Source organism: Bacillus sp. G16 (assembly GCF_021282335.1).
Lineage (GTDB): Bacteria > Bacillota > Bacilli > Bacillales > Bacillaceae > Bacillus > Bacillus inaquosorum.
On the sequence record NZ_JAJSOZ010000003.1, the window covers coordinates 222,104 to 246,856 of the forward strand.

Genomic DNA, 24,753 nt, shown 5'->3' on the forward strand with positions numbered 1-24,753 from the left:
AGTTTCTTTTGCGAAGGACACAATAATCTTGTAACTTCACATGAAATGGAGGAAACAAGCATGTCAGTATTAGAAAACTGGGATAGCTGGAAAAACTTCCTTGGCGACCGTCTGAACTATGCGCAAGATCAAGGTATGAGCCAGGATACTATTACAGATCTTGCGACAGAAATCGGCAGCTACTTGGCTAATGAAGTGGAATCTAAGAACGAGCAGGAAAAAGTGCTGGCAGATCTTTGGAGCGTAGCATCAAAAGATGAACAGCACGCCATTGCCAATATGATGGTTAAGCTTGTTGAAAATAACAGCACTCACTAGGAAGAGAGGGGATTTTTCCTCTCTTTTTTATGTTTTCCTCATCACAGCAACATTCTTCTTTCTAATTAGAGAAAAATGCTTTATGATAAAGGAAGGTAAAATTTTGCCACAATGAAGGGGGTATATCATTTGGCAAAGCTCGAATGGTATTTTGAATATGAAATTCAAGTGAACCGCCCCGGACTGCTCGGGGATATTTCATCTCTTCTTGGGATGCTTTCTATTAACATCGTAACGATAAACGGCGTCGATCTTTCCAGAAGGGGAATGCTCCTCAGGTGCCGCCATATAGATCAAATTAAACGATTAGAATCAATCTTAAAAACGATGGAAACAATTAAAGTAACGAAGCTGAGAGAACCGAGGCTTCGCGACCGTCTTGCTGTACGCCACGGCCGTTACATTCAAAGGGATGCCGATGACAAGAAAACGTTCCGCTTTGAACGGGACGAGCTAGGATTATTAGTCGATTTTATGGCCGAACTGTTCAAAAAAGAAGGCCATAAATTAATCGGAATTCGTGGTATGCCACGTGTCGGGAAAACAGAATCAATTGTGGCCTCCAGCGTGTGTGCAAGCAAAAGGTGGCTTTTTGTGTCATCAACCTTGCTGAAGCAGACGATAAGAAGCCAGCTGATTGCCGACGAATACAGCACTGAGAATGTCTTTATCGTTGACGGAATTGTGTCAACACGAAGAGGGTCAGAACGCCATCTCCAGCTGGTCAGAGAAATTATGAGGCTGCCTGCAACAAAAGTGGTGGAGCATCCAGACATATTCGTTCAAAATACAGAGTATACACTAGATGACTTTGATTATATTATTGAACTGAGAAATGACCCTGATGAGGTTATTACATATGAACATGCCGAGGAACCCCAAATGTTTGATCAATCCGGGTTTTCAAGCTTTGATTTTTAAAATTGGAAGGTGTTTGTTGTGACTGAACTAGGAATCCGGCTCAAAGAAGCCAGAGAGGAAAAAGCAATGTCATTGGATGATCTCCAAGCGGCAACAAAGATTCAAAAAAGGTATTTAACTGCCTTGGAGGAAGGAAACTATGACATTATTCCGGGGAAGTTTTATGTTCGGGCATTCATCAAGCAATATGCAGAAGCCGTCGGGCTAGATGCGGATCAGCTGTTTGAGGAGCATAAAAAAGATATCCCGAACACGTATCATGACGATGTGTCTGAAAAGATCTCCGGCATGAATCTTCAAAAGGAAATGCCAAAGCCAGCATCTAAGGCGCTGGAGCTGCTGCCAACAATACTTGTGATTCTCGGCGTGATTGTCGTAATTGCGATTGTGTACGCGATCATTCAATTTGCGAATCATAAAAACAGCGATGATAACAATGCGGCATCTGAAAAATCAATTACGCAAAGTGAAAGCAAGTATGAAATCCCTAAAGATTCAACACTAAAAGAGAATCAAAATAACAGCTCTGAAAAAGAGGCAGACACTAAAAAAGAAACAAAAGAAAATGAAGATAAAAAAGAAGAAAGTGACAGTGATAAACTGGAGATTAAAGCGGCTGGCACTGAAGGCTCGTTAACGACTTATGAAGTGTCCGGCGCTGATAAAATCGAGCTTGAACTGAAGGCATCAGACAGCTCTTGGGTTCGAGTGCGCGATGAAAACAGCAGCTCGTTAAAAGAGGGAACGCTGAAAAAAGACGAAACCTATAAAAAAGACATAACTGATCAGAAACAAGTTGAAATCCGCACAGGATATGCACCTAATCTGAAAATAAAAATCAACGGTAAGGTTCTTTCATATGAACTTGATCCGAATGATGTGATGGCACAAACCATTAAGATTGTAAATAAAAAGGAAGAAAAGTCATCTTAATTACCAGATGACTTTTCTTCACGTCCGAGTATGAAACTGGAGGGGCTTTATGTTTAACTTACCAAATAAAATCACACTAGCTAGAATCGCATTAATCCCAATCTTCATGATTATCATGCTGGCGCCGTTTGACTGGGGCAGGCTCGAATTTGGAGACGAATCGATCCCGGTCGCACACTTGGCGGGCGCTATTTTATTTATTATTGCATCCACAACAGACTGGGTGGACGGGTATTATGCCCGAAAACTGAATCTCGTGACAAACTTCGGGAAATTTCTTGATCCGCTTGCGGATAAACTGCTTGTATCCGCAGCGTTAATTATCCTTGTTCAATTTGATCTTGCTCCAGCTTGGATGGTCATTGTGATTATCAGCCGGGAGTTTGCCGTGACAGGTTTAAGGCTTGTCTTAGCCGGAACAGGAGAAGTAGTAGCTGCTAATATGCTTGGTAAAATTAAAACCTGGGCACAAATCATTGCGGTTTCCGCATTGCTTCTTCATAATCTTCCATTTGAACTTGTGTCATTCCCGTTTGCTGACTTAGCGTTGTGGGTAGCTGTCTTCTTTACTGTCGTATCAGGCTGGGAATATTTCTCTAAAAACTGGGAAGCGCTAAAAACATCTAACTAAGAAAGAAGGACTTACGTCATGGAATTTCCAAAAAAAGCAGAAATTATTGCAGTCGGTTCAGAGCTGTTGCTTGGCCAGATCGCCAATACAAATGCTCAATTTATCAGCAAACAGCTCGCTGAGATCGGAGTTAACGTATTTTATCATACAGCAGTCGGAGATAATCCGGAGCGGCTGAAGCAAGTCATCCGCATTGCTGAAGAACGCTCTGACTTCATTATTTTTTCAGGTGGTCTCGGACCGACAAAAGATGATCTGACGAAAGAAACGATTGCAAAAGCGCTGGGACGTCCGCTCGTATTAAATGATGAAGCGTTCCAATCCATTGAGGACTATTTCAAACGAACAAAACGCACGATGTCACCTAATAATCGCAAACAGGCGCTTGTGATCGAAGGATCTGACGTACTGGCGAATCACTTTGGAATGGCGCCGGGAATGCTCACAGAGCATGAATCGCGCTTTTATATGCTTCTTCCTGGGCCGCCAAGCGAGTTGCGTCCAATGTTTGAAAATGAAGCAAAGCCTCTTCTGCTGAAAAAGATGGGCTCAAATGAAAAAATTGTTTCAACTGTTCTTCGCTTTTTCGGTATCGGCGAATCTCAGCTTGAAGCCGATTTGGAAGACATTATTGATGCACAAACGAACCCGACAATCGCTCCTTTGGCGGCTGACGGTGAGGTGACGCTGCGACTGACAGCCAAACATGCTGACGAAAAGGAAACAGAGCGTCTGTTAAAAGAAACAGAGGCTGTTATCTTAGAACGAGTCGGTGAATTTTTCTATGGCTACGATGATACTTCCCTTGTAAAAGAGCTTTCTAAAACATGTAAGGAAAAAGGCATTACGATTTCCGCGGCGGAAAGCTTTACCGGCGGGCTGTTTTCTGAATGGCTGACGGATCTTAGCGGTGCTTCAAAATTATTTGCCGGCGGCGTCGTTTGCTATACAAACGACGTGAAGCAGAATGTGCTTGGCGTCAAGAAGGAAACATTAGATCGTTTTGGCGCGGTCAGCAAGGAGTGCGCATCAGAGCTGGCAAAGGGTGTTCAAAAACTCACTGGCAGCGACATCGGCATCAGCTTTACCGGTGTAGCAGGACCTGATACTCAAGAAGGGCATGAGCCTGGACATGTGTTTATCGGCATTTCAGCAAATGGAAAAGAAGAGGTTCACGAGTTTCACTTTGCGGGCTCCAGAACGGGAATCAGAAAACGAGGCGCTAAATACGGCTGCCATTTAATCTTGAAGCTTTTAGAGCAAAAATAATATTTTCAGCACATTATCCTCCTAAGAAAACATGATTTCTCTAATGCATTATGATATTTTGATAGAAATCACGCCAGGAAAAAATCCGAATATGCGTTCGCTTTTTTCTTGGCAAATCCCTTCAAACAGGGTATAGTATATGTAGTGGTAACATAAAGGAGGAAAAAATAGAATGAGTGATCGTCAGGCAGCCTTAGATATGGCTCTTAAACAAATAGAAAAACAGTTCGGTAAAGGTTCCATTATGAAACTGGGAGAAAAGACAGATACAAGAATTTCTACTGTCCCAAGCGGCTCCCTCGCTCTTGATACGGCACTGGGAATTGGCGGATATCCGCGCGGACGGATTATTGAAGTATACGGTCCTGAAAGCTCAGGTAAAACAACTGTTGCGCTCCATGCGATTGCTGAGGTTCAGCAGCAAGGCGGACAAGCCGCGTTTATCGATGCGGAGCATGCGTTAGATCCGGTATACGCGCAGAAGCTCGGAGTCAACATCGAAGAGCTCTTACTGTCTCAGCCTGACACAGGCGAGCAGGCGCTTGAAATTGCGGAAGCGCTGGTTCGAAGCGGTGCAGTTGACATTGTCGTAGTCGACTCTGTGGCAGCTCTCGTTCCGAAAGCGGAAATTGAAGGCGACATGGGAGATTCACATGTCGGTTTACAAGCACGCTTAATGTCTCAAGCGCTTCGTAAGCTTTCAGGAGCCATTAACAAATCGAAGACAATTGCGATTTTCATTAACCAAATTCGTGAAAAAGTCGGCGTTATGTTCGGAAACCCGGAAACAACTCCTGGCGGCCGTGCGCTGAAATTCTACTCTTCCGTGCGTCTCGAAGTGCGCCGTGCTGAACAGCTGAAACAAGGCAACGACGTAATGGGGAACAAAACGAAAATCAAAGTCGTAAAAAACAAGGTGGCTCCGCCGTTCCGTACAGCCGAGGTTGACATTATGTACGGAGAAGGCATCTCAAAAGAGGGCGAAATCATTGATCTTGGAACTGAACTTGATATCGTGCAAAAAAGCGGTTCATGGTACTCTTATGAAGAAGAGCGTCTTGGCCAAGGTCGTGAAAATGCAAAACAATTCCTGAAAGAAAATAAAGATATCATGCTGATGATCCAGGAGCAAATTCGTGAACATTACGGCTTGGATAATCACGGCGTAGTGCAGCAGCAAGCTGAAGAGGCACAAGAAGAACTCGAATTTGAAGAATAAAAATATAATAAGTTTGAAATGATACAAAAGGCTGAGTGAAAAACTCAGCCTTTTTGTATTTTGCAAAAAAATGATAAAAATATTGCTTTTTTTGACAACTTTTTCAGTGCTTTATTCGTCTAACAAAACGTGTGCAAAATGGAATTTATTTTGGGAGGAAAAAATGAATGACAAGCCCAACCCGCAGGAGAACTGCAAAACGCAGACGGAGAAAACTAAATAAAAGAGGCAAACTTTTGCTTGGTCTTTTAGCAGTGATGATTTGCTTTACGATTTGGAATGCGCTTCATCGAAATAGTGAAGAAAACGAGCCATCTCAAGAAACTGCAGCAGTTTCAGATACCAGTCAGAAAAAAGAAGTCAAAAAGAAAACCGCCAAAAAAACAGAGGAACAAATCAAAACAGTCGATCGTAATCAAAAAATAAGCAATTATTTAAATGAGATCGGTTTCAGCGGAACAGCCATGATTGTCAGAAATGGAGAAATCGTAACAAGTAAAGGTTTTGGTTATGCAGACCGTAAACATCACATTCAAAATAATCCGTTGACATCTTTTTATATCGGTTCGTCACAAAAAGCGCTGATTGCAACCGCAATTTTGCAGCTTGAGGAAAAGGGGAAACTTCAGACAAGTGATCCGGTAAGCACGTATTTACCTCATTTCCCTAACGGACAAACGATTACTTTGAAGAATCTGCTTACACATACATCGGGAATAAACGGACATATTGAAGGAAACGGCGCAATCACTCCGGAAGATTTAGTAAAAGACATAGAACGTCAGGGAATCAAACGCCAGCCGGGCGTATGGGACTATAAGGATTCCAACTATTCTGTTCTCGCTTATATTGTTGCTGAAGTGAGCGGCGAGTCCTATGAACAATACATAACGAATCATATTTTTAAACCGGCGGGAATGACACATGCAGGCTTTTATAAAACATATGATAAAGAACCTTATCCTGCTGTCGGGTATAAGCTGAAGGGCGGCAGAGCGTTTACGCCGTATATGCCCGATTTATCCCAGTTGTATGGAGCCGGTGATATATATATGAGTGCTATAGATATGTACAAATTTGACCAAGCGCTGATAGACGGCAAACTGTACTCGCAAAAAAGCTATGAAAAGATGCTGACGCCAGGGAGCAGTTCTACATACGGTATGGGATTTTATGTTGCTCCCGGAAGCTATTCAAACCATGGTGTCATGCCTGGTTTCAACATCTTGAACAGCTTTAGCAAATCTGGGCAAACGATTGTAGTTTTGTTCTCAAACATTCAAAATAACGCTAAACTGGGCCAAGTGAACAATAAAATATACCAGCTTCTGAATCAAGAATAATTCATGATCTTCTTTTGGAAGGATTGCATTCGGCACGCTAAAAGGCATCTGGTCGCAATCGTTAAGATGGCAAGCTTGACAAGTATTTCCGACACATTTACAATGAAGTTGTAACATTTGTTTTTTTAACATGATTGTTAAACCATTTAAACTTGACAAGGGCGATGAAAATACTCATTCCCTGTGAAGGTTCTGTATGTTGAGAAAACTAGACAATGTACATGCCGACACTTATTTAAGCAACAACCAAGTTCATAGCAAGAGGAGGTGAAAGTATGACCCCAATTATGATGGTTCTCATCTCCATTTTGCTGATTCTACTCGGTTTAGTTGTTGGCTACTTTGTTCGTAAAACCATTGCCGAAGCGAAAATTGCGGGCGCACGCGGTGCAGCCGAGCAAATTCTTGAAGATGCAAAGCGTGATGCTGAAGCACTGAAAAAAGAAGCTCTGCTTGAAGCAAAGGATGAAATCCACAAACTTCGAATAGATGCTGAACAGGAAGTTCGTGAAAGACGAAATGAGCTTCAAAAACAAGAAAACCGTTTACTCCAAAAGGAGGAAAACCTTGATCGCAAACATGAGGGAATTGATAAACGGGAAGCGATGTTGGAGAAGAAAGATCATTCTCTGAATGAACGACAACAACATATTGAAGAGATGGAAAGCAAAGTGGATGAGATGATTCGTATGCAGCAGTCAGAGTTGGAACGAATTTCGAGTCTGACTCGTGATGAAGCAAAACAAATCATTCTTGAGCGGGTTGAAAACGAGCTTTCACATGACATCGCCATCATGACAAAAGAAACTGAAAACCGTGCGAAAGAAGAGGCGGATAAGAAAGCGAAAAACATTCTTTCACTCGCCTTACAGCGCTGCGCAGCGGACCACGTTGCCGAAACAACGGTATCAGTTGTCAATCTTCCAAATGATGAGATGAAAGGACGTATCATCGGACGGGAAGGGCGTAACATTCGTACGCTTGAAACGCTGACAGGTATTGACCTGATTATTGATGATACACCTGAAGCTGTCATTCTTTCCGGATTTGATCCGATCAGACGTGAGACAGCAAGGATTGCTCTTGATAAACTCGTTCAGGATGGCCGTATTCATCCGGCACGGATTGAAGAAATGGTTGAAAAATCTCGCCGCGAGGTCGATGACTATATTCGTGAGATGGGTGAGCAAACGACATTTGAGGTTGGCGTTCACGGCCTCCACCCAGATCTTATCAAGATCCTCGGCCGCTTAAAGTTCCGTACAAGCTACGGTCAAAATGTGCTCAAGCATTCCATGGAAGTCGCATTCTTGGCCGGTCTAATGGCATCGGAGCTCGGAGAAGACGCAAAGCTTGCTAAACGTGCGGGCCTTCTTCACGACATCGGAAAAGCAATTGACCATGAAGTAGAAGGAAGCCACGTTGAAATCGGGGTAGAGCTTGCGACCAAATATAAAGAGCACCCAGTCGTGATTAATAGTATTGCATCACACCACGGGGATGAAGAGCCGACTTCCATTATCGCTGTGCTGGTAGCTGCAGCAGATGCACTTTCCGCTGCAAGACCTGGCGCAAGAAGTGAGACGCTCGAGAATTATATTCGAAGACTTGAAAAGCTCGAAGAAATTTCTGAGTCCTACGAAGGTGTAGAAAAATCATTTGCGATTCAGGCTGGACGCGAAGTGCGTATTATGGTGAAGCCGGATTCAATTAATGATCTTGAAGCTCATCGACTGGCGCGAGATATCCGTAAGCGAATTGAGGACGAGCTCGATTATCCAGGTCATATTAAAGTGACGGTAATCAGAGAAACTCGAGCCGTAGAGTATGCAAAATAAAGTGATGCGCTAAGCATCACTTTATTTTTTTGACGGCCAAGGAATTTTCAAGAAGAAAGGATTTACAAAATGAGAATTTTATTTATCGGAGATGTTGTCGGTTCACCGGGCCGTGACATGGTCAAAGAATATGTACCAAAGCTAAAAACAAAATATAAGCCTCACTTTACCATTATTAATGGTGAAAATGCTGCACATGGAAAAGGCCTGACAGAAAAAATTTATCACAGCTTAATACAAGCCGGTGCAGATGCAATCACGATGGGGAACCACACATGGGATAAAAAAGAAATTTTCGATTTTATAGATGACGTTCCGAATTTGGTTCGTCCCGCAAACTTTCCAGAGGGAACACCGGGAAAAGGCATAACCTATGTGAAAGCAAACGGCAAAGAGCTTGCCGTCATTAATTTACAGGGACGCACGTTTTTACCGCCGCTTGATGATCCGTTTTTAAAAGTCGATGAATTGATTGCTGAAGCTGCAAAAAGAACACCGTACATTTTTATCGACTTCCATGCTGAAGCGACAAGTGAGAAGCTCGCACTTGGCTGGTACACGGATGGACGGGCATCAGCTGTTGTTGGAACTCATACACACGTGCAAACAGCGGATAACCGCATTTTGCCGAAGGGTACAGCATATATTACTGATGTAGGAATGACTGGCCCATATGACGGTATACTGGGGATGGACAGAGAGACGATTATCAAGCGCTTCAAAACAAACCTTCCAGTGCGTTTTACTGTCGCTGAAGGAAAAACAACACTGAGCGGTGTTGTCATCGACATCGACGATCAAACGAAAAAAGCCGTTAAAATCGAACGTATTTTAATCAATGATGATCACATGTTCTTTGAATAATTGAACATATGGTTATTTTATAAAAATATTAAAAAGAAAAGCAGGAATATAGCAACTCCTTAGTGAATATAGTAAAAATGGAAGGTAGCCCGCTATTTTTGAAAAGCATTGTGGGGATGGCTTTTTGGATAGCAACATCTAATAATGATTGTTCTAATGAACACTCACTTATCCATTGTAAAACTAAGGGGGAGCAGAAATGGAAATCTTAAAAGTTTCAGCAAAATCGAGTCCAAATTCAGTGGCAGGTGCGCTTGCAGGTGTGTTAAGAGAGCGAGGGGCCGCCGAGATTCAAGCAATTGGAGCGGGTGCATTAAACCAAGCTGTAAAAGCTGTGGCGATTGCCAGGGGATTTGTGGCGCCTAGCGGCGTAGATTTGATTTGTATTCCGGCTTTTACTGATATTCAAATCGATGGTGAAGAAAGAACGGCGATTAAATTAATCGTGGAGCCTCGCTAAAAACAAATAAAGCATTCTCAACCTGTTTGCCTCATGCAAACAGGTTGTTTTTCATTTATTGTGATATTTTCTTCCGATAGTATTTTCGGCATATAAATGACGGGAATACAAAAGTCAGAAATGAACTAGAACGTTTCAGAAAAAAATTTCGCCCATTTTTCAAGACGGATACTTTTGTCTTTCTCAGAAAGACAGTGCTATTTACGCTTATTCCATATCATGGTACAATCCGAATGTAACAAGAATTTTTCAAGGAGGATTGTACATGCAGAGTGGAAAGATGAAAGCTCTAATGAAAAAGGACGGGGCGTTTGGTGCTGTGCTGACTGAAGTTCCCATTCCTGAGATCGATAAACATGAAGTCCTCATAAAAGTAAAAGCTGCTTCCATATGCGGCACGGATGTGCATATTTATAATTGGGATCAATGGGCACGTCAGAGAATCAAAACACCTTATGTTTTCGGCCATGAGTTCAGCGGCATTGTTGAAGCTGTAGGAGAGAATGTCGGCAGTGTAAAAGTGGGGGAGTATGTGTCTGCTGAAACGCATATTGTCTGCGGTGAATGTGTCCCTTGCGTAACCGGAAAATCTCATGTTTGTACCAATACTGCTATTATCGGGGTGGACACAGCAGGCTGTTTTGCGGAGTATGTAAAAGTCCCCGCTGATAACGTTTGGAAGAATCCCGCCGATATGGACCCAGCGGTTGCTTCCATTCAAGAGCCTTTAGGAAATGCGGTTCATACAGTACTCGAGAGCCAGCCGGCAGGAGGGACGACTGCAGTCATTGGATGCGGACCGATTGGTCTTATGGCTGTTGCGGTTGCAAAAGCAGCAGGTGCTTCTCAGGTGATTGCGATTGATAAAAATGAATACAGGCTGGAGCTTGCCAAACAAATGGGAGCTGCACGTACTGTTTCTATTGAAAAAGAAGATCCGCTCAAAATTGTAAGCGCTTTAACGGATGGGGAAGGAGCGGATCTCGTTTGTGAAATGTCGGGCCATCCTTCAGCGATTGCCCAAGGTCTTGCGATGGCTGCGAATGGCGGAAGATTTCATATTCTCAGCTTGCCGGAACATCCAGTGACAATTGATTTGACGAATAAAGTGGTATTTAAAGGACTTACGATCCAAGGAATCACAGGAAGAAAAATGTTTTCGACATGGCGGCAGGTGTCTCAATTGCTCAGATCAAACGTGCTAGATCTTTCACCTGTCATTACCCATCAGTTTCCGTTAGAGGAGTTTGAGAAAGGATTCGAACTGATGAGAAGCGGCCAGTGCGGAAAAGTGATTTTAATTCCATAATAGGGGGATAAACATGACGAAGGAATTTGAGTTTTTAAAAGCAGAGCTTGATAGAATGAAAGAAAACCATACATGGCAAGAGATAAAACAGCTTGAATCAATGCAGGGACCTTCTGTCACAGTAAATCACAAAAACGTCATTCAGCTTTCTTCTAATAACTACCTCGGATTTACTTCACACCCAAGACTCATCAAAGCCGCGCAGGAGGCTGTTCAGCAATTTGGAGCCGGCACCGGATCAGTGAGAACGATTGCCGGTACACTTACAATGCATCAAGAGCTTGAGCAAAAGCTGGCAGCCTTTAAAAAAACGGAGGCGGCACTTGTATTCCAATCAGGCTTTACAACCAACCAAGGCGTACTTTCAAGTATTCTTTCAAAAGAAGATATTGTCATCTCAGATGAATTAAACCATGCCTCTATCATCGACGGAATCAGGCTGACAAAGGCGGATAAAAAAGTGTATCAGCATGTTGATATGAGTGATTTAGAGAGGGTGCTGAGAAAGTCAATGAATTATCGGATGCGTCTGATTGTGACAGACGGCGTATTTTCCATGGATGGCAACATAGCCCCTTTGCCTGATATTGTAGCGCTCGCTGAGAAATATGACGCATTTGTGATGGTGGATGACGCCCATGCATCCGGAGTGCTTGGCGAAAACGGGAGGGGAACGGTGAACCACTTCGGTCTTGACGGCAGAGTCCATATTCAGGTTGGAACGCTAAGCAAGGCAATCGGAGTGCTCGGCGGCTACGCTGCCGGTTCAAAGGTGCTGATCGATTATTTGCGCCATAAAGGCCGTCCGTTTTTATTCAGCACGTCCCATCCGCCGGCTGTCACCGCAGCTTGTATGGAAGCGATTGATGTATTGCTGGAGGAGCCGGAGCATATGGACCGCTTATGGGAAAATACGGCCTATTTTAAATCAATGCTTATGAAAATGGGTTTGACTCTCACACAGAGTGAAACGCCGATTCTTCCGATTTTAATAGGTGATGAAGGTGTGGCAAAGCAATTTTCTGATCAGCTCCTTTCGCGCGGCGTTTTTGCCCAAAGCATTGTATTTCCGACTGTTGCAAAGGGGAAAGCCAGAATTCGCACGATTATCACCGCTGAGCATACCAAAGAAGAACTGAATGAGGCGCTTGACGTCATCAAAAAGACGGCTGAAGAACTCCAGCTATTGTAAGAGGAAGAGTATACTCTTCCTCTTTTTATTCCTTATTGATTATTATTCTCAATGAGTGTACAATGATAGGTTGCCAGTTGTGCAGAGCTTCAATAACCTTTATACTGGAGGGTGGAAGTTTGGTTTGAAAGGAGAAATCATGACATGAATGAAAAACAAAAATTAGAGAGCGGACAAGTTAATCCATCGGACAAAAAATCCGAGAAGGATTACAGCAAGTACTTTGAAGCTGTTTACATTCCGCCTTCCTTAAAAGATGCGAAAAAACGAGGCAAGGAAGCCGTTACTTATCATAATGACTTTAAAATTTCTGAACAATTTAAAGGGCTGGGAGACGGAAGGAAGTTCTATATCCGTACGTACGGCTGCCAAATGAATGAACACGATACAGAGGTTATGGCAGGGATTTTTATGGCGCTCGGTTACGAAGCGACAAACTCTGTTGACGATGCCAATGTCATTTTGTTAAATACATGCGCAATCCGCGAAAATGCCGAGAACAAGGTGTTTGGTGAGCTGGGGCATTTAAAAGCGCTGAAAAAAAACAATCCCGATCTGATTTTAGGCGTGTGCGGCTGTATGTCCCAAGAGGAATCAGTCGTGAACCGGATTTTGAAAAAACATCCGTTTGTCGATATGATTTTCGGAACGCATAACATCCATCGCCTGCCAGAGCTTTTGTCAGAAGCATACCTTTCAAAAGAAATGGTCATAGAAGTTTGGTCCAAGGAAGGGGACGTTATTGAAAACCTTCCGAAAGTCCGGAACGGAAAAATTAAGGGCTGGGTCAATATCATGTACGGCTGTGACAAATTCTGTACGTATTGCATTGTGCCTTACACACGCGGAAAAGAAAGAAGCCGCCGCCCTGAAGAGATCATTCAGGAAGTGAGAAGGCTCGCAAGCGAAGGCTACAAAGAAATTACACTATTAGGCCAAAACGTAAACGCGTACGGAAAAGACTTTGAAGATATGACGTACGGTCTCGGTGATTTGATGGATGAACTGAGAAAAATCGATATCCCGAGAATACGTTTTACAACGAGTCATCCGCGTGACTTTGACGACCGCCTTATTGAAGTGCTGGCAAAAGGCGGCAACCTGCTTGATCACATTCATCTTCCGGTTCAATCAGGAAGTTCAGAGGTTCTGAAACTGATGGCCCGCAAATATGACAGAGAGCGTTATATGGAGCTCGTTCGAAAAATTAAGGAAGCAATGCCGAATGCATCTTTGACAACGGACATTATCGTCGGATTCCCGAACGAAACGGACGAACAGTTTGAAGAAACGCTTTCTCTTTACCGTGAAGTGGAGTTTGACAGCGCCTATACGTTCATTTACTCTCCGCGTGAGGGCACTCCGGCTGCCAAAATGAAAGATAATGTTCCGATGCGCGTGAAAAAAGAACGTCTGCAGCGTTTGAACGCACTGGTGAATGAAATTTCTGCTAAAAAAATGAAGGAATACGAAGGCCAGGTTGTCGAAGTATTAGTTGAGGGTGAAAGCAAAAATAACCCTGATATTCTTGCCGGCTACACTGAAAAAAGCAAGCTTGTCAATTTCAAAGGGCCGAAGGAAGCAATCGGCAAAATCGTCCGCGTGAAAATCCAGCAAGCGAAAACATGGTCGCTTGACGGAGAAATGGTAGGAGAAGCAATCGAGGTGAAATAAGATGACGCTCTACTCAAAAAAAGACATTGTGCAGCAGGCACGAAACCTTGCAAAAATGATCTCTGAAACAGAAGAGGTTGATTTTTTCAAACGGGCTGAAGCGCAAATCAATGAGAATGACAAAGTGTCTGCAATCATTAATCAGATTAAAGCCCTGCAAAAGCAAGCTGTCAATTTGAAGCATTACGAAAAGCATGAAGCGCTCAAACAAGTAGAAGCAAAAATTGACGCGCTGCAAGAAGAGCTTGAAGAGATTCCTGTCATCCAGGAATTCAGAGACTCGCAGATGGAGGTAAATGACCTTCTGCAGCTCGTTGCACACACCATTTCCAACCAAGTCACAAATGAAATCATCACGTCAACCGGAGGAAACCTTCTGAAAGGGGAAACCGGTTCAAAGGTGAAGCATTCAAATAACAGCTGTTCTTTCTAAACACGGTGCCTTTACAGGCCCGTGTTTTTTTAGACTTATGCGGCTAAAAATGAACTAAAAAATCTATGTGCCAAATCTTCAAAGTGTTTTTTGGGGTTCTCACCCGCGAAGAAACTTTATCGCACTTATAAGTAAAGTTTCTAGGCGCGCCTGCATACAATGGAACAGAAACTTTGTATTTTTATATTTTAATTATAAAAATGCACACTAGACAAATGCCCAGCATAAGATAACACGAAGAAGAACAAGGAGGCATGCCGGAATGTCTGAATACAGGGAAATTATTACGAAGGCGGTAGTAGCGAAAGGCAGAAAATTCACCCAATGCACCAATACCATCTCCCCTGAGAAAAAACCGAGCAGCATTTTGGGTGGTTGGATCATTAACCACAAGTATGACGCTGAAAAAATCGGGAAAACAGTAGAAATTGAAGGGTATTATGATATAAACGTATGGTACTCTTACGCGGACAACACAAAAACAGAGGTTGTCACAGAACGGGTGAAATACGTAGATGTCATTAAACTCAGATACAGAGACAACAATTACTTAGATGACGAGCATGAAGTGATTGCAAAAGTCCTTCAGCAGCCTAACTGTCTTGAAGTGACCATTTCACCGAATGGAAATAAAATTGTTGTGCAGGCAGAAAGGGAGTTTTTGGCGGAAGTGGTGGGAGAAACAAAAGTTGTTGTTGAGGTTAATCCTGACTGGGAAGAAGAGGACGAAGAAGATTGGGAAGATGAGCTTGATGAAGAGCTGGAAGACATCAATCCTGAATTTTTAGTGGGAGATCCTGAAGAATAAAAAAGGGACTAGGGGAGGCAGTACCCCCAAGTCTCTTTTTTATATTGATATATCATTCTTTTATCACTTTTTGTTTATGTTATAATGAAGGCTGGAAAATAGAAACGTTGATACATAGTGAGGGATTAAACAATGGCCGGTTATACGCCTATGATACAGCAATATTTAAAAATAAAGGCAGAGCACCAGGATGCCTTTTTATTTTTTCGCCTTGGTGATTTTTACGAAATGTTTTTTGAGGACGCCAAAAAAGCGTCACAAGAGCTGGAAATTACATTAACGAGCAGAGATGGAGGTGCGGCTGAAAAAATACCGATGTGCGGTGTGCCGTATCATTCTGCTTCTGCGTATATTGAGCAGCTTATTAAAAAAGGGTACAAAGTGGCGATCTGTGAACAGACGGAAGATCCGAAAGCCGCAAAGGGCGTTGTGAAACGGGAAGTGGTTCAGCTTATTACGCCAGGAACAGTAATGGACGGTAAAGGCATCCATGAATCAGAAAATAACTTTATCGCATCTGTTTCCGTCTGCTCGAACGGATACGGGCTGGCGCTGTCTGATTTAACAACGGGAGAAAATTTGGCTGTCTTGATTGAACGGCTTGAAGACGTCATATCAGAAATTTATTCAGTCGGTGCACGGGAAATCGTCGTTTCAGGAAGCATGGATCCCAATAAGGTCGTACAGCTGAAAGAGCGGTGCGATGCAACGATCTCAATTGAAGACGGAGAAACAGACGAACACGTAACGATCATTGAGCACTTAAATAATGAAGATGTAACAAAAACATTTTTGCGCTTATATACGTACTTGAAAAGAACCCAAAAACGCAGTCTTGATCATCTTCAGCCCGTGCAGGTGTATGAGCTTGAGGAAGCGATGAAAATTGACTTGTACTCAAAGCGAAATCTGGAGCTCACTGAAACGATCCGTTCGAAAAATAAAAAAGGTTCTCTTTTGTGGCTGCTGGATGAAACAAAAACTGCCATGGGAGGTAGGCTGCTTAAACAGTGGATTGACCGGCCGCTCATCAGAGTCAATCAAATCGAAGAGCGCCAAGAAATGGTGGAAACATTGATATCCCATTTCTTTGAACGGGAAGATCTGCGTGAACGTTTAAAAGAAGTATATGACTTAGAACGCCTTGCAGGCCGTGTTGCATTCGGAAATGTCAATGCACGGGATTTAATTCAGCTGAAGGAATCGTTAAAGCAAGTGCCTGGTATCAAACAGCTGGTTGCTTCACTGGCTCATGACAAAGCTAAGGAACGTGCGGAACGGATTGATCCTTGCGGGGATGTGCTTGAATTGCTGGAAGAAGCGCTGTACGCTAACCCTCCTTTATCGTTAAAAGAAGGGAACCTGATTAAAGACGGATACAATCAAAAGCTCGATGAATACCGTGATGCAAGCAGAAACGGAAAGGACTGGATTGCCCGCCTGGAACAGCAGGAGCGCGAATACACAGGCATTCGCTCTTTAAAGGTCGGCTTCAATAAAGTTTTCGGTTATTATATTGAAGTGACAAAAGCGAATTTGCACTTGCTTGAGGAAGGGCGCTATGAGAGGAAGCAGACGTTAACGAATGCAGAGCGCTACATCACACCTGAATTAAAAGAAAAAGAAGCGCTCATTTTAGAAGCGGAAAATAACATCTGCGAACTGGAATACGAGCTGTTCACCGAACTGCGTGAGAAAGTGAAGCGGTATATTCCGCGTCTGCAGCAGCTTGCCAAACAGATGAGCGAGCTTGATGCACTTCAGTGCTTTGCGACAATCAGTGAAAATCGTCACTATACGAAACCGGAGTTCTCTGAAGATGAAGTCGAAGTGATTGAAGGCAGACACCCAGTTGTTGAAAAAGTCATGGATAGCCAGGAATATGTCCCGAACAATTGTATGATGGGCGATAACAGACAAATGCTTCTCATTACCGGTCCAAACATGTCAGGGAAAAGTACGTATATGAGACAAATCGCGCTCATTTCCATCATGGCGCAAATCGGCTGCTTTGTACCCGCGAAGAAAGCGGTGCTTCCGATTTTTGATCAAATCTTCACTCGAATCGGCGCTGCAGATGATTTGATTTCCGGACAAAGTACATTTATGGTGGAAATGCTTGAAGCCAAAAATGCAATTGTCAATGCGACGAAAAACAGCCTTATTCTGTTTGACGAAATCGGCCGGGGAACGTCCACTTATGACGGCATGGCGCTGGCACAAGCGATTATCGAATACGTTCACGATCATATCGGCGCCAAGACGCTGTTCAGCACACACTATCACGAGCTGACCGTTCTTGAGGACAAGTTGCATCAGCTGAAAAACGTTCATGTGCGTGCAGAGGAATATAATGGAACGGTTGTCTTTCTTCATCAAATAAAAGAAGGGGCAGCCGACAAAAGCTACGGTATCCATGTAGCCCAGCTTGCCGAGCTGCCGGAAGATCTCATTTCGCGCGCTCAAGATATTTTAAAAGAGCTTGAGCATTCAGGGAACAAACCGGAAGTGCCAGTGCAGAAGCAGAAGCCCGAGGTGAAAGAAGAGCCGGCACAGCTGTCCTTTTTTGATGAAGCGGAAAAGCCTGCTGAAGCGCCGAAGCTTTCAAAAAAAGAAAAGCAAGTGCTTGATGCCTTCAAATCACTTAATATATTAGATATGACACCGCTTGAAGCGATGAATGAAATGTACAAGCTGCAAAAGAAATTACATTAAAACGGGGTGATGAATGTGGCAAAAGTCATCCAGCTGTCAGATGAGCTTTCAAATAAAATAGCGGCGGGCGAGGTTGTGGAACGGCCCGCCTCAGTCGTCAAAGAATTGGTGGAAAATGCGATCGACGCTGACAGCACAGTCATTGAAATCGATATTGAGGAAGCAGGTCTTGCATCCATTCGAGTATTGGATAACGGCGAAGGAATGGAAAATGAAGATTGCAAGCGTGCTTTCCGCCGCCACGCAACGAGTAAAATTAAAGATGAAAATGATTTATTCAGGGTGAGAACGCTTGGGTTTAGGGGAGAAGCACTGCCGAGTATCGCGTCAGTCTCCCATCTGGAGATTACGACAAGCACCGGTGAGGGCGCAGGGACGAAGCTCGTCCTCCAAGGAGGAAACGTCATTTCTGAATCACGTTCCTCAAGCAGAAAGGGAACTGAAATCGTCGTTTCTAACCTGTTTTTTAACACACCGGCCCGCTTGAAATATATGAAAACCGTTCATACAGAGCTTGGAAATATTACTGATGTAGTCAACCGTATTGCGCTGGCGCATCCGGAGGTATCGATCCGCCTGCGCCATCATGGGAAAAACCTGCTTCAAACGAACGGAAACGGAGATGTGCGCCATGTCCTGGCAGCGATTTACGGCACGGCTGTCGCCAAAAAAATGCTTCCGCTGCATGTGAGCTCTTTGGATTTTGAAGTAAAGGGATATATCGCTCTCCCAGAGATTACACGGGCGTCGAGAAATTATATGTCGTCTGTGATCAATGGCCGTTACATTAAAAATTTCCCGCTCGTCAAAGCGGTCCATGAAGGATACCATACGCTTCTGCCCATTGGGCGTCATCCGATTACCTTTATAGAAATTACGATGGACCCGATTTTAGTCGATGTCAACGTGCACCCATCGAAGCTTGAGGTTCGTCTCAGCAAGGAAACAGAGCTACATGACTTAATTCGTGACGGAATTAAAGATGTATTTAAACAGCAGCAGCTGATTCCGAGTGCCCAGCTCCCGAAAAAATCGGCACCTGTCATCAAAAATGAGCAACAGTTCATAACCTTTGATGAAAAGCCTGCGGAAAGAAAAGTTCCGGAAAAAGCGCCTGCGCCATCTTATTCCCCAATGAAGCTCAGCTCAGTCGTGAAAGAGCCGGTTGATGCGGAGGAAGAATTGCCTCCTCTCCAATTTAATGCTCCTCCTATCGTTGATGAGGAACAAAGCATTGAGGTGCCTGATGTTTCAGAAGAACAGCCTGAAGCATTTGAGCAAGAATACCATCAAGAAGAACAGCCTGAGCCAACGTCTGAGCGGGTTCCGATTATGTACCCGATCGGCCAAATGCATGGGACTTATATATTGGCACAAAACGAAAACGGCCTGTATATTATCGACCAGCACGCCGCCCAAGAGCGTATTAAGTACGAATACTTCCGTGAAAAGGTGGGAGAGGTTGAACCTGAGGTGCAGGATATGATCGTGCCGCTGACGTTCCACTACTCCACGAACGAGGCATTGATTATTGAACAGCACAAACAAGAACTCGAAAGCGTCGGTGTTTTTTTAGAGTCATTCGGCTCAAACAGCTACATCGTCCGCTGCCACCCGGCCTGGTTTCCAAAGGGGGAAGAAGCTGAGCTGATTGAAGAAATCATTCAGCAGGTGCTCGACTCCAAACATATTGATATTAAAAAACTGCGCGAGGAAGCGGCGATTATGATGAGCTGCAAGGGCTCCATCAAAGCGAACCGCCACCTCAGAAATGACGAAATCAAAGCGCTTCTGGACGACCTCCGAAGCACATCAGACCCATTTACATGCCCGCACGGCCGGCCGATCATCATACACCATTCGACATATGAAATGGAAAAGATGTTCAAACGCGTGATGTAGCGGGGGTTGGCGGAGGGGAATACCCCCTTTGCCCATATTTTGCCCATACATTTTTCAAGCATTGAGATATTCTTCGAATTGATCAATGCTTTTTTTATTGTGTTTTTTCAGTGAAATGAATTTAAACATCTGCAGTTATCTTGACTGTAGTATGACCAAGTCGTTCACTTACATATTTAAGATCTGCACCACTTTCTAACAGCATGATTGCATGAGTATGCCTTAGACCATGTGGAGTAATATGGTGTAAATCAGTTTTTTCTAGAACCGCGTCTATTACTTTATTAATTGCGTAAGGCCCAAAATCTTTCCCTTTTGGAGTTGTAATAAAGAAAGGGGAGTCATCATATTTTTCGCCGTACGTTTCCTTGTTATTTCTTGTCAGTCTTTATATTTTGTTAATTCGTTAACTAAAGTGACTAGGGGATGAAATCGTCAGGGCAGCCGTTCTTTGGTGGATACAGTGATGTTGCCAACACTTACGGTCAGGGTTTGTAAGGGGCCAATAGGACCGAATTGGAAGCATCAGACATTACTGGTTTCAGTCATTTTCAAACAGGAACCGAATCAGTTATTGGCTTGCTAGCTGAACCCGGCGTGTATAGAGTGGTCTCATGGGGTTCCCAATCTGGTGGACAGAATTTAAGGATTAGGCAACTGTTGCGCAAGCAGATTTATCCGATATTTAGATTCATAAGGGGATTTTATGATTAAAAAATATAATTTCACTTTTTTGTGATTTAATATGATTATAAATTATAAAAGGGTGGTTTTCTTGGCTGTTTCATTAGAAAAACTAGTTGATTTAGAATTGACTTTGCTTTATAGTACGTCGCTTAAGGAAATGAAGCAGTGAGGTATAATACTGACCAACAATGTTGTTGGGGAGATTTGAGAATACGTGATCCGGAATGTATCTTCTACATCAAGAGGTTTTTAAAAGAGCAAAACATGAAGAATTTCATACTATTCGTGACCAGTATCAACTCAGGGCTCCGCATATCGGATATTCTGCAACTGAGAGCAAGAGACGCTAAACGATCTCATAGAGAAGAAAAGAAAAAGAAAAAAGAGAATCGATATGACTTCAGCCCTTAATAATTTAAGGCCTATGTGGGGTTAGATGACATTGGCACGCATACATTGAGGAAAACATTCGGCTATCACTTTTACAAACAAAGGACGTTGCTATGCTGCAGGAGATATTTAATCACTCAGACCAACGGACAACCCTGCGATACATCGGAATCAATCAAGGCGCCATGAACAACGCTATGAAGAAATTTAAAATATAACCAGGCTCATCCAAAACAACAAGGATGAGTCTTTTCTTTAAATCTTAATAAAAAGGTATGGAATTCATTTATGAGATATCTTCAAAAAGAGAGGGTAAGTGATCGGCAAATATATAGTATTTGATTAATTGCTAAATCCTTAAATCCTTAAATCCTTATATAAAAAATGGTCTTAAGGAAAATGTTTGAAATAGCATAACTTGTACTATTTGTCCAAGCAAAATTGTTAAAAGATTATACCTTATATGGAATAAAAATTATTGATATGAAGGAGTGAATAATTCGTGGAAAAGAGAAAGAAAAAGCGGCCGGATCAAGAGCAGGAACCTATTTTAATTAGTATTATCAACTTTAATGACTCTGCAATTTCTATTGATGGCAGTAATGCTGCTGAGTGTAATGATGACAGTGCAGTTGCCCAAGGTCATAGTAGTGCTTCAGATAACCCGATGGATAGTGCAGTTGCTCAAGATTACAGTAATGCATCTAGGGACCCTGAAGACAGTAATTTTGATCAATCTGTAAAAACCAAAAAGGATTAATATAAGGGAGGTTATTATATGTTTTTTGATGATAAATATAAAGATATAGATCATAAGGAAAAAGATAAAGAAAAAGATAAGGAAAAGTCAAAAAAATATCAAAAACAGAATCCGGTACTAATCTCGATTGGAGATTTTGCTGATACTGCAATTGCTATTAGAAATAGTAACGCAGCCGAGGATAACGACGGCAGTGCAATTGCCCAAGATTATAGTCAAGCTTCAGATAACCCAATGAAAAGCGCAGTTGCTCAAGGTCATAGTAATGCATCTCGTGATCCCGAAAATTCAGATTTTGATCAGTCTGTTAAGCATAAAAAACGTAAAAAAGACACTGAATATAAGAAAGATGACGGTAAGCATAAAGGGAGTTCTAAAGTCTGGACTCCTAAACATTAGTTGAGTGCTATTTAAGGGGAATAGTGGCACCACCCTATCTACATTCTTAAACAGTAGTAGGGTGGTATCTTTTTATTAGAAAGAGGTGAAAGCACCATGTTTAATAGACCAGAAAGACATGTGGACAGGAATTTTAAAATCAATGATAGAGATTTATTAAATAAAGAAATAAAAAAGAAAATAGAAGAAGTATTAGAAGATACACCACTTCAAATAAATATTAATCTTTATTTAACGCAAGAACAAAACCCTGAACTTACAAGTATTAGCAATGTAAAGAGAGCAGCAATAGCTATGAAGGAAAGTAATGCAGCCGAGGATACGCGAGATAGTGCAATTGCTCAAGAAAAGAGTAACGCAGTTGATAAAACAATTAATTCAGGTGAAAAATACGTGAATAAACCTATTACCAAACAAAAAAGAAATAAAGTGAGTAAAGGATCAACTCCGTTCTATCCTAAATAGAGAAGGTTGGTTATTCTTAAAATGGACAGTAACGGCCTATGATAGAAGCTTCATGAAAACCACTTTATAGTGTTTCCCTAGAAATATTTAAGTAATAAGCAATAAAGCAAATCGATAGACGCTTTCCTAAAATCGGGAGAGCGTTTTTTATTGGGATTAATCACTTGCTAAACTGTGTACTTAGCATTTAGATTTTTTAACATTGTTTTTAATGACTCATCCAGAACTCTATGGTGAACGTTTTATTTTAATTTTTTTGAGTTCCATAAAAGATAACAGGTGTGTAATTAATGTTAGGGTTTTAGCTTGAAAACAGATAGGGCAAGGGGTTGGCACAGTTCGACGAGTTGCACAGTATAAAACATATGGGGAATTGAGAAAAATAGGGTATTAAATGAAAAGGGGGTGTGGAACTTTGGAAATAGAGATAAGAAATGCTATCGAAATAGATAATAAACAATATAGTTTAAGTGATAATAAAATGGATCTATTTAAAAAAGTTATAGAGAATCTAGCCAATACAATTTTAAAGACAGATAAGTTAGAGAAAATAGTGTTTAGTGAATGCTATGAAGAAGATTTATTTGCAGTACTCAAGGAAAAAGGCAAGCCTCTCAGATATACAAATGATAGTATTGGAAAAGGTCGTGCGATGATGGTGAAGTATTTAGGAGCCGAGAATATACAAAAAGCTACTATTGTTTATCACTCTGAAATTTTAACGGAGATGATATCTAATATTAGATCAATAGATAAAGATAATCCAGAAAACAATAGAGGTCTGAATGTCTTTTTTCATGAATTAGCTCACGTAAATGATCCAGTAAACTTTAGTGTTAATGATTTTAATGCTAAAGGAACAGATTTAGCAATAGTTCCACTAGCTCCTATGGTTTGGAAAGAATATTTTGCAAATCGAATAGCAAATGAAATGTATCCAACCATAGAATTTAATTCATATAATAACTTGATCAAAATAATAAGCAGACTTTTTAATGGCGAAATGGGCAAGATCAAATAAATGACTTTGCCCATGTTTTATAAATAATCATGTTAATTCAATTATTGTAAATGTTTAGTCTAAGAAAACACTGAAATATCAGATTTTCATCAGGGTTGGGTGTTATTTTGAAATCTAAAATAACATGACATATGAGATGGAAAAGATGTTCAAGCGTGATGTAGCGGGAGCATTTAGCATTGAGACATTCTTTGTCAAAGCTTTTTTGTACTCATTTGGAGTCATACATTAAGAATAGCTGTAACGTGTAAAACAATGTTTAGCGTTATACTTCGTAATGGGTTTATGGACATATCCCTTGCCATAATAAAATGTTGCAAATAATTCAAATAAATGTATATTTTAGGTAGGGAGGTGGGAACATGACATTCGATCCAAATAGAATTATCCTTTTGGATGAGCTTGAGCATGAGATTGAAGGAATTATTTATGAATGCAGAATCTAAATCAAATCAACATTGTTTTGCTTCCTGTTTTTTATGAACAGGGAGTTTTTTTGTGATGAGAAAGCAAAAAGATGTGAGCTGTTGTTTGAGTGTATCAGTTATGGAAATGTATTTTTTTCTCTCATATTTCAATCTGGGTAAAAGTAAAAACCGCTTGAAATATCACAGGCTGTTTTTAACAGTTCCTTCATTAGGCTGGTCATCAAATGCAAGTTCAATGAAAGCCATCAATGCTGATATCACAAAAAGCAAGACATCTGGAATATATATAGACTGCATAAAGTAATCCGCAAAACAGATCGTTATGAAATTGCTGATAAAGTACAGGATAAAAGCAAAAAGTGCAGTCTTTTTCAATGAAAGTGATTTTGCCAGAATCATAGAGACAATCATTGTGAGTGGGTCTATGATCAAGCCTGCAGCAAAACAGACTAAAATAAATAAAACTAATGTTTGATTGGAATCGTATGTGATGCCCAGTATAGAGAATAACCCTTTCATCCCGAAGAAATAGCCGCCGAAGATCACTGCTAGTGCAATAGAAACAATAAGAATGATAGATACAATTACGATTAATTTCGAGCTCAGCTTTACCTCTTTAAACTGCTCGTTCTGTTCTTTTTGGCTCAAGCACGACACTCCTTTCACATGCTTACTTACTCATTGTAATATGAATCTCCTAAGCTTATTTTAATGAAAACAGCAAGGGTCGAGATCCCAGTAGATCACCGTAAAATAGCATAACATATTTTTACA

The 24,753-nt window shown here is 41.8% G+C and carries 23 protein-coding genes and 1 pseudogene; 22 read left to right on the plus strand and 2 right to left on the minus strand.

Going from position 1 to position 24,753, the window contains the following annotated elements; all coding sequences use genetic code 11:
• The first annotated feature begins 60 nt into the window (after positions 1 to 60).
• The 17 genes from LWH95_RS05070 to mutL all read left to right on the plus strand — a co-directional run bounded on the left by LWH95_RS05070 (position 61) and on the right by mutL (position 19,829).
• Entirely contained in the window at positions 61 to 318 is a 258-nt protein-coding gene (locus LWH95_RS05070; RefSeq protein WP_003238448.1) for a DUF3243 domain-containing protein, read from the plus strand.
• 129 nt (positions 319 to 447) lie between these two features.
• The gene (locus LWH95_RS05075) at positions 448 to 1,239 is read left to right on the plus strand and encodes a DUF3388 domain-containing protein (protein WP_003220998.1); all 792 of its coding nucleotides are present in this window, start codon (positions 448 to 450) and stop codon (positions 1,237 to 1,239) included.
• A gap of 18 nt (positions 1,240 to 1,257) precedes the next feature.
• Entirely contained in the window at positions 1,258 to 2,172 is a 915-nt protein-coding gene (gene rodZ / locus LWH95_RS05080) for a cell shape determination protein RodZ (RefSeq protein WP_003238446.1), read from the plus strand.
• A gap of 49 nt (positions 2,173 to 2,221) precedes the next feature.
• Positions 2,222 to 2,803, plus strand: coding sequence for a CDP-diacylglycerol--glycerol-3-phosphate 3-phosphatidyltransferase (gene pgsA / locus LWH95_RS05085; protein WP_003238444.1), 582 nt, complete (start codon positions 2,222 to 2,224; stop codon positions 2,801 to 2,803).
• Between the two features lie 18 nt (positions 2,804 to 2,821).
• Positions 2,822 to 4,072: a competence/damage-inducible protein A gene (locus LWH95_RS05090; protein WP_232919083.1), complete on the plus strand. Its 1,251-nt coding sequence runs from the start codon at positions 2,822 to 2,824 to the stop codon at positions 4,070 to 4,072.
• A 172-nt stretch (positions 4,073 to 4,244) separates the two neighbouring features.
• A complete protein-coding gene (gene recA, locus LWH95_RS05095) occupies positions 4,245 to 5,291 on the plus strand; it encodes a recombinase RecA (protein WP_003238440.1) in 1,047 nt (348 codons plus the stop codon).
• 167 nt (positions 5,292 to 5,458) lie between these two features.
• The gene (locus LWH95_RS05100; protein WP_133487433.1) at positions 5,459 to 6,634 is read left to right on the plus strand and encodes a serine hydrolase domain-containing protein; all 1,176 of its coding nucleotides are present in this window, start codon (positions 5,459 to 5,461) and stop codon (positions 6,632 to 6,634) included.
• A gap of 275 nt (positions 6,635 to 6,909) precedes the next feature.
• Entirely contained in the window at positions 6,910 to 8,472 is a 1,563-nt protein-coding gene (gene rny / locus LWH95_RS05105; RefSeq protein ID WP_003221010.1) for a ribonuclease Y, read from the plus strand.
• A 69-nt stretch (positions 8,473 to 8,541) separates the two neighbouring features.
• Positions 8,542 to 9,336, plus strand: a complete 795-nt coding sequence (gene ymdB / locus LWH95_RS05110) for a 2',3'-cyclic-nucleotide 2'-phosphodiesterase (protein ID WP_003238436.1) — start codon at positions 8,542 to 8,544, stop codon at positions 9,334 to 9,336.
• 199 nt (positions 9,337 to 9,535) lie between these two features.
• Positions 9,536 to 9,796 (plus strand): stage V sporulation protein SpoVS, encoded by a 261-nt coding sequence (gene spoVS, locus LWH95_RS05115; protein WP_003154135.1) that lies wholly within the window; start codon positions 9,536 to 9,538, stop codon positions 9,794 to 9,796.
• 265 nt (positions 9,797 to 10,061) lie between these two features.
• Complete coding sequence (gene tdh, locus LWH95_RS05120; protein ID WP_232919084.1) at positions 10,062 to 11,105, plus strand: L-threonine 3-dehydrogenase; 1,044 nt, start codon at positions 10,062 to 10,064, stop codon at positions 11,103 to 11,105.
• 13 nt (positions 11,106 to 11,118) lie between these two features.
• On the plus strand, positions 11,119 to 12,297 hold the full coding sequence (locus tag LWH95_RS05125; protein WP_133487429.1) for a glycine C-acetyltransferase: 1,179 nt from the start codon (positions 11,119 to 11,121) through the stop codon (positions 12,295 to 12,297).
• Positions 12,298 to 12,441: 144 nt separating this feature from the next.
• Positions 12,442 to 13,971 carry a tRNA (N6-isopentenyl adenosine(37)-C2)-methylthiotransferase MiaB gene (miaB, locus tag LWH95_RS05130; protein WP_003238430.1) on the plus strand — a complete coding sequence of 510 codons (1,530 nt, stop codon included), beginning with the start codon at positions 12,442 to 12,444 and terminating at the stop codon, positions 13,969 to 13,971.
• A gap of 1 nt (position 13,972) precedes the next feature.
• A complete protein-coding gene (ricA, locus tag LWH95_RS05135) occupies positions 13,973 to 14,404 on the plus strand; it encodes a regulatory iron-sulfur-containing complex subunit RicA (protein WP_003238428.1) in 432 nt (143 codons plus the stop codon).
• Positions 14,405 to 14,666: 262 nt separating this feature from the next.
• Positions 14,667 to 15,212 (plus strand): outer spore coat protein CotE, encoded by a 546-nt coding sequence (cotE, locus tag LWH95_RS05140; RefSeq protein ID WP_003221022.1) that lies wholly within the window; start codon positions 14,667 to 14,669, stop codon positions 15,210 to 15,212.
• Between the two features lie 132 nt (positions 15,213 to 15,344).
• Entirely contained in the window at positions 15,345 to 17,927 is a 2,583-nt protein-coding gene (mutS, locus tag LWH95_RS05145) for a DNA mismatch repair protein MutS (RefSeq protein WP_232919085.1), read from the plus strand.
• 15 nt (positions 17,928 to 17,942) lie between these two features.
• Positions 17,943 to 19,829, plus strand: a complete 1,887-nt coding sequence (gene mutL / locus LWH95_RS05150; RefSeq protein ID WP_060398656.1) for a DNA mismatch repair endonuclease MutL — start codon at positions 17,943 to 17,945, stop codon at positions 19,827 to 19,829.
• Between the two features lie 121 nt (positions 19,830 to 19,950).
• Here the strand turns inward: mutL and LWH95_RS21785 are convergent, their stop codons facing one another.
• Positions 19,951 to 20,214: a tyrosine-type recombinase/integrase gene (locus LWH95_RS21785; RefSeq protein WP_133488188.1), complete on the minus strand. Its 264-nt coding sequence runs from the start codon at positions 20,212 to 20,214 to the stop codon at positions 19,951 to 19,953.
• A gap of 506 nt (positions 20,215 to 20,720) precedes the next feature.
• On the opposite strand from LWH95_RS21785, the pseudogene LWH95_RS05155 reads away from it, so the two are divergent.
• The 5 genes and pseudogenes from LWH95_RS05155 to LWH95_RS05175 all read left to right on the plus strand — a co-directional run bounded on the left by LWH95_RS05155 (position 20,721) and on the right by LWH95_RS05175 (position 23,551).
• Positions 20,721 to 21,124, plus strand: a pseudogene (locus LWH95_RS05155) (tyrosine-type recombinase/integrase).
• Positions 21,125 to 21,408: 284 nt separating this feature from the next.
• A complete protein-coding gene (locus LWH95_RS05160) occupies positions 21,409 to 21,666 on the plus strand; it encodes a hypothetical protein (protein ID WP_060398657.1) in 258 nt (85 codons plus the stop codon).
• An 18-nt stretch (positions 21,667 to 21,684) separates the two neighbouring features.
• On the plus strand, positions 21,685 to 22,065 hold the full coding sequence (locus tag LWH95_RS05165) for a hypothetical protein (protein ID WP_133487419.1): 381 nt from the start codon (positions 21,685 to 21,687) through the stop codon (positions 22,063 to 22,065).
• 96 nt (positions 22,066 to 22,161) lie between these two features.
• Positions 22,162 to 22,530 carry a hypothetical protein gene (locus LWH95_RS05170; protein WP_003238415.1) on the plus strand — a complete coding sequence of 123 codons (369 nt, stop codon included), beginning with the start codon at positions 22,162 to 22,164 and terminating at the stop codon, positions 22,528 to 22,530.
• A 415-nt stretch (positions 22,531 to 22,945) separates the two neighbouring features.
• Positions 22,946 to 23,551, plus strand: coding sequence for a hypothetical protein (locus tag LWH95_RS05175; protein WP_232919086.1), 606 nt, complete (start codon positions 22,946 to 22,948; stop codon positions 23,549 to 23,551).
• A 608-nt stretch (positions 23,552 to 24,159) separates the two neighbouring features.
• Here LWH95_RS05175 and LWH95_RS05180 read toward each other — a convergent pair.
• Positions 24,160 to 24,627 (minus strand): regulatory YrvL family protein, encoded by a 468-nt coding sequence (locus tag LWH95_RS05180; protein ID WP_232919087.1) that lies wholly within the window; start codon positions 24,625 to 24,627, stop codon positions 24,160 to 24,162.
• Positions 24,628 to 24,753 lie beyond the last annotated feature (126 nt).

What these genes read in the sequence shown, in the direction of transcription:
- mutS (WP_232919085.1), top strand. Translation starts at nt 15,345, where the DNA reads ATGGCCGGTTATACGCCTATGATACAGCAATATTTAAAAATAAAGGCA.
- cotE (WP_003221022.1), top strand. Translation starts at nt 14,667, where the DNA reads ATGTCTGAATACAGGGAAATTATTACGAAGGCGGTAGTAGCGAAAGGC.
- tdh (WP_232919084.1), top strand. Translation starts at nt 10,062, where the DNA reads ATGCAGAGTGGAAAGATGAAAGCTCTAATGAAAAAGGACGGGGCGTTT.
- LWH95_RS05165 (WP_133487419.1), top strand. Translation starts at nt 21,685, where the DNA reads ATGTTTTTTGATGATAAATATAAAGATATAGATCATAAGGAAAAAGAT.
- miaB (WP_003238430.1), top strand. Translation starts at nt 12,442, where the DNA reads ATGAATGAAAAACAAAAATTAGAGAGCGGACAAGTTAATCCATCGGAC.
- pgsA (WP_003238444.1), top strand. Translation starts at nt 2,222, where the DNA reads ATGTTTAACTTACCAAATAAAATCACACTAGCTAGAATCGCATTAATC.
- LWH95_RS05090 (WP_232919083.1), top strand. Translation starts at nt 2,822, where the DNA reads ATGGAATTTCCAAAAAAAGCAGAAATTATTGCAGTCGGTTCAGAGCTG.
- LWH95_RS05170 (WP_003238415.1), top strand. Translation starts at nt 22,162, where the DNA reads ATGTTTAATAGACCAGAAAGACATGTGGACAGGAATTTTAAAATCAAT.
- ymdB (WP_003238436.1), top strand. Translation starts at nt 8,542, where the DNA reads ATGAGAATTTTATTTATCGGAGATGTTGTCGGTTCACCGGGCCGTGAC.
- LWH95_RS05070 (WP_003238448.1), top strand. Translation starts at nt 61, where the DNA reads ATGTCAGTATTAGAAAACTGGGATAGCTGGAAAAACTTCCTTGGCGAC.
- rny (WP_003221010.1), top strand. Translation starts at nt 6,910, where the DNA reads ATGACCCCAATTATGATGGTTCTCATCTCCATTTTGCTGATTCTACTC.
- ricA (WP_003238428.1), top strand. Translation starts at nt 13,973, where the DNA reads ATGACGCTCTACTCAAAAAAAGACATTGTGCAGCAGGCACGAAACCTT.
- recA (WP_003238440.1), top strand. Translation starts at nt 4,245, where the DNA reads ATGAGTGATCGTCAGGCAGCCTTAGATATGGCTCTTAAACAAATAGAA.
- spoVS (WP_003154135.1), top strand. Translation starts at nt 9,536, where the DNA reads ATGGAAATCTTAAAAGTTTCAGCAAAATCGAGTCCAAATTCAGTGGCA.
- LWH95_RS05100 (WP_133487433.1), top strand. Translation starts at nt 5,459, where the DNA reads ATGACAAGCCCAACCCGCAGGAGAACTGCAAAACGCAGACGGAGAAAA.
- LWH95_RS05125 (WP_133487429.1), top strand. Translation starts at nt 11,119, where the DNA reads ATGACGAAGGAATTTGAGTTTTTAAAAGCAGAGCTTGATAGAATGAAA.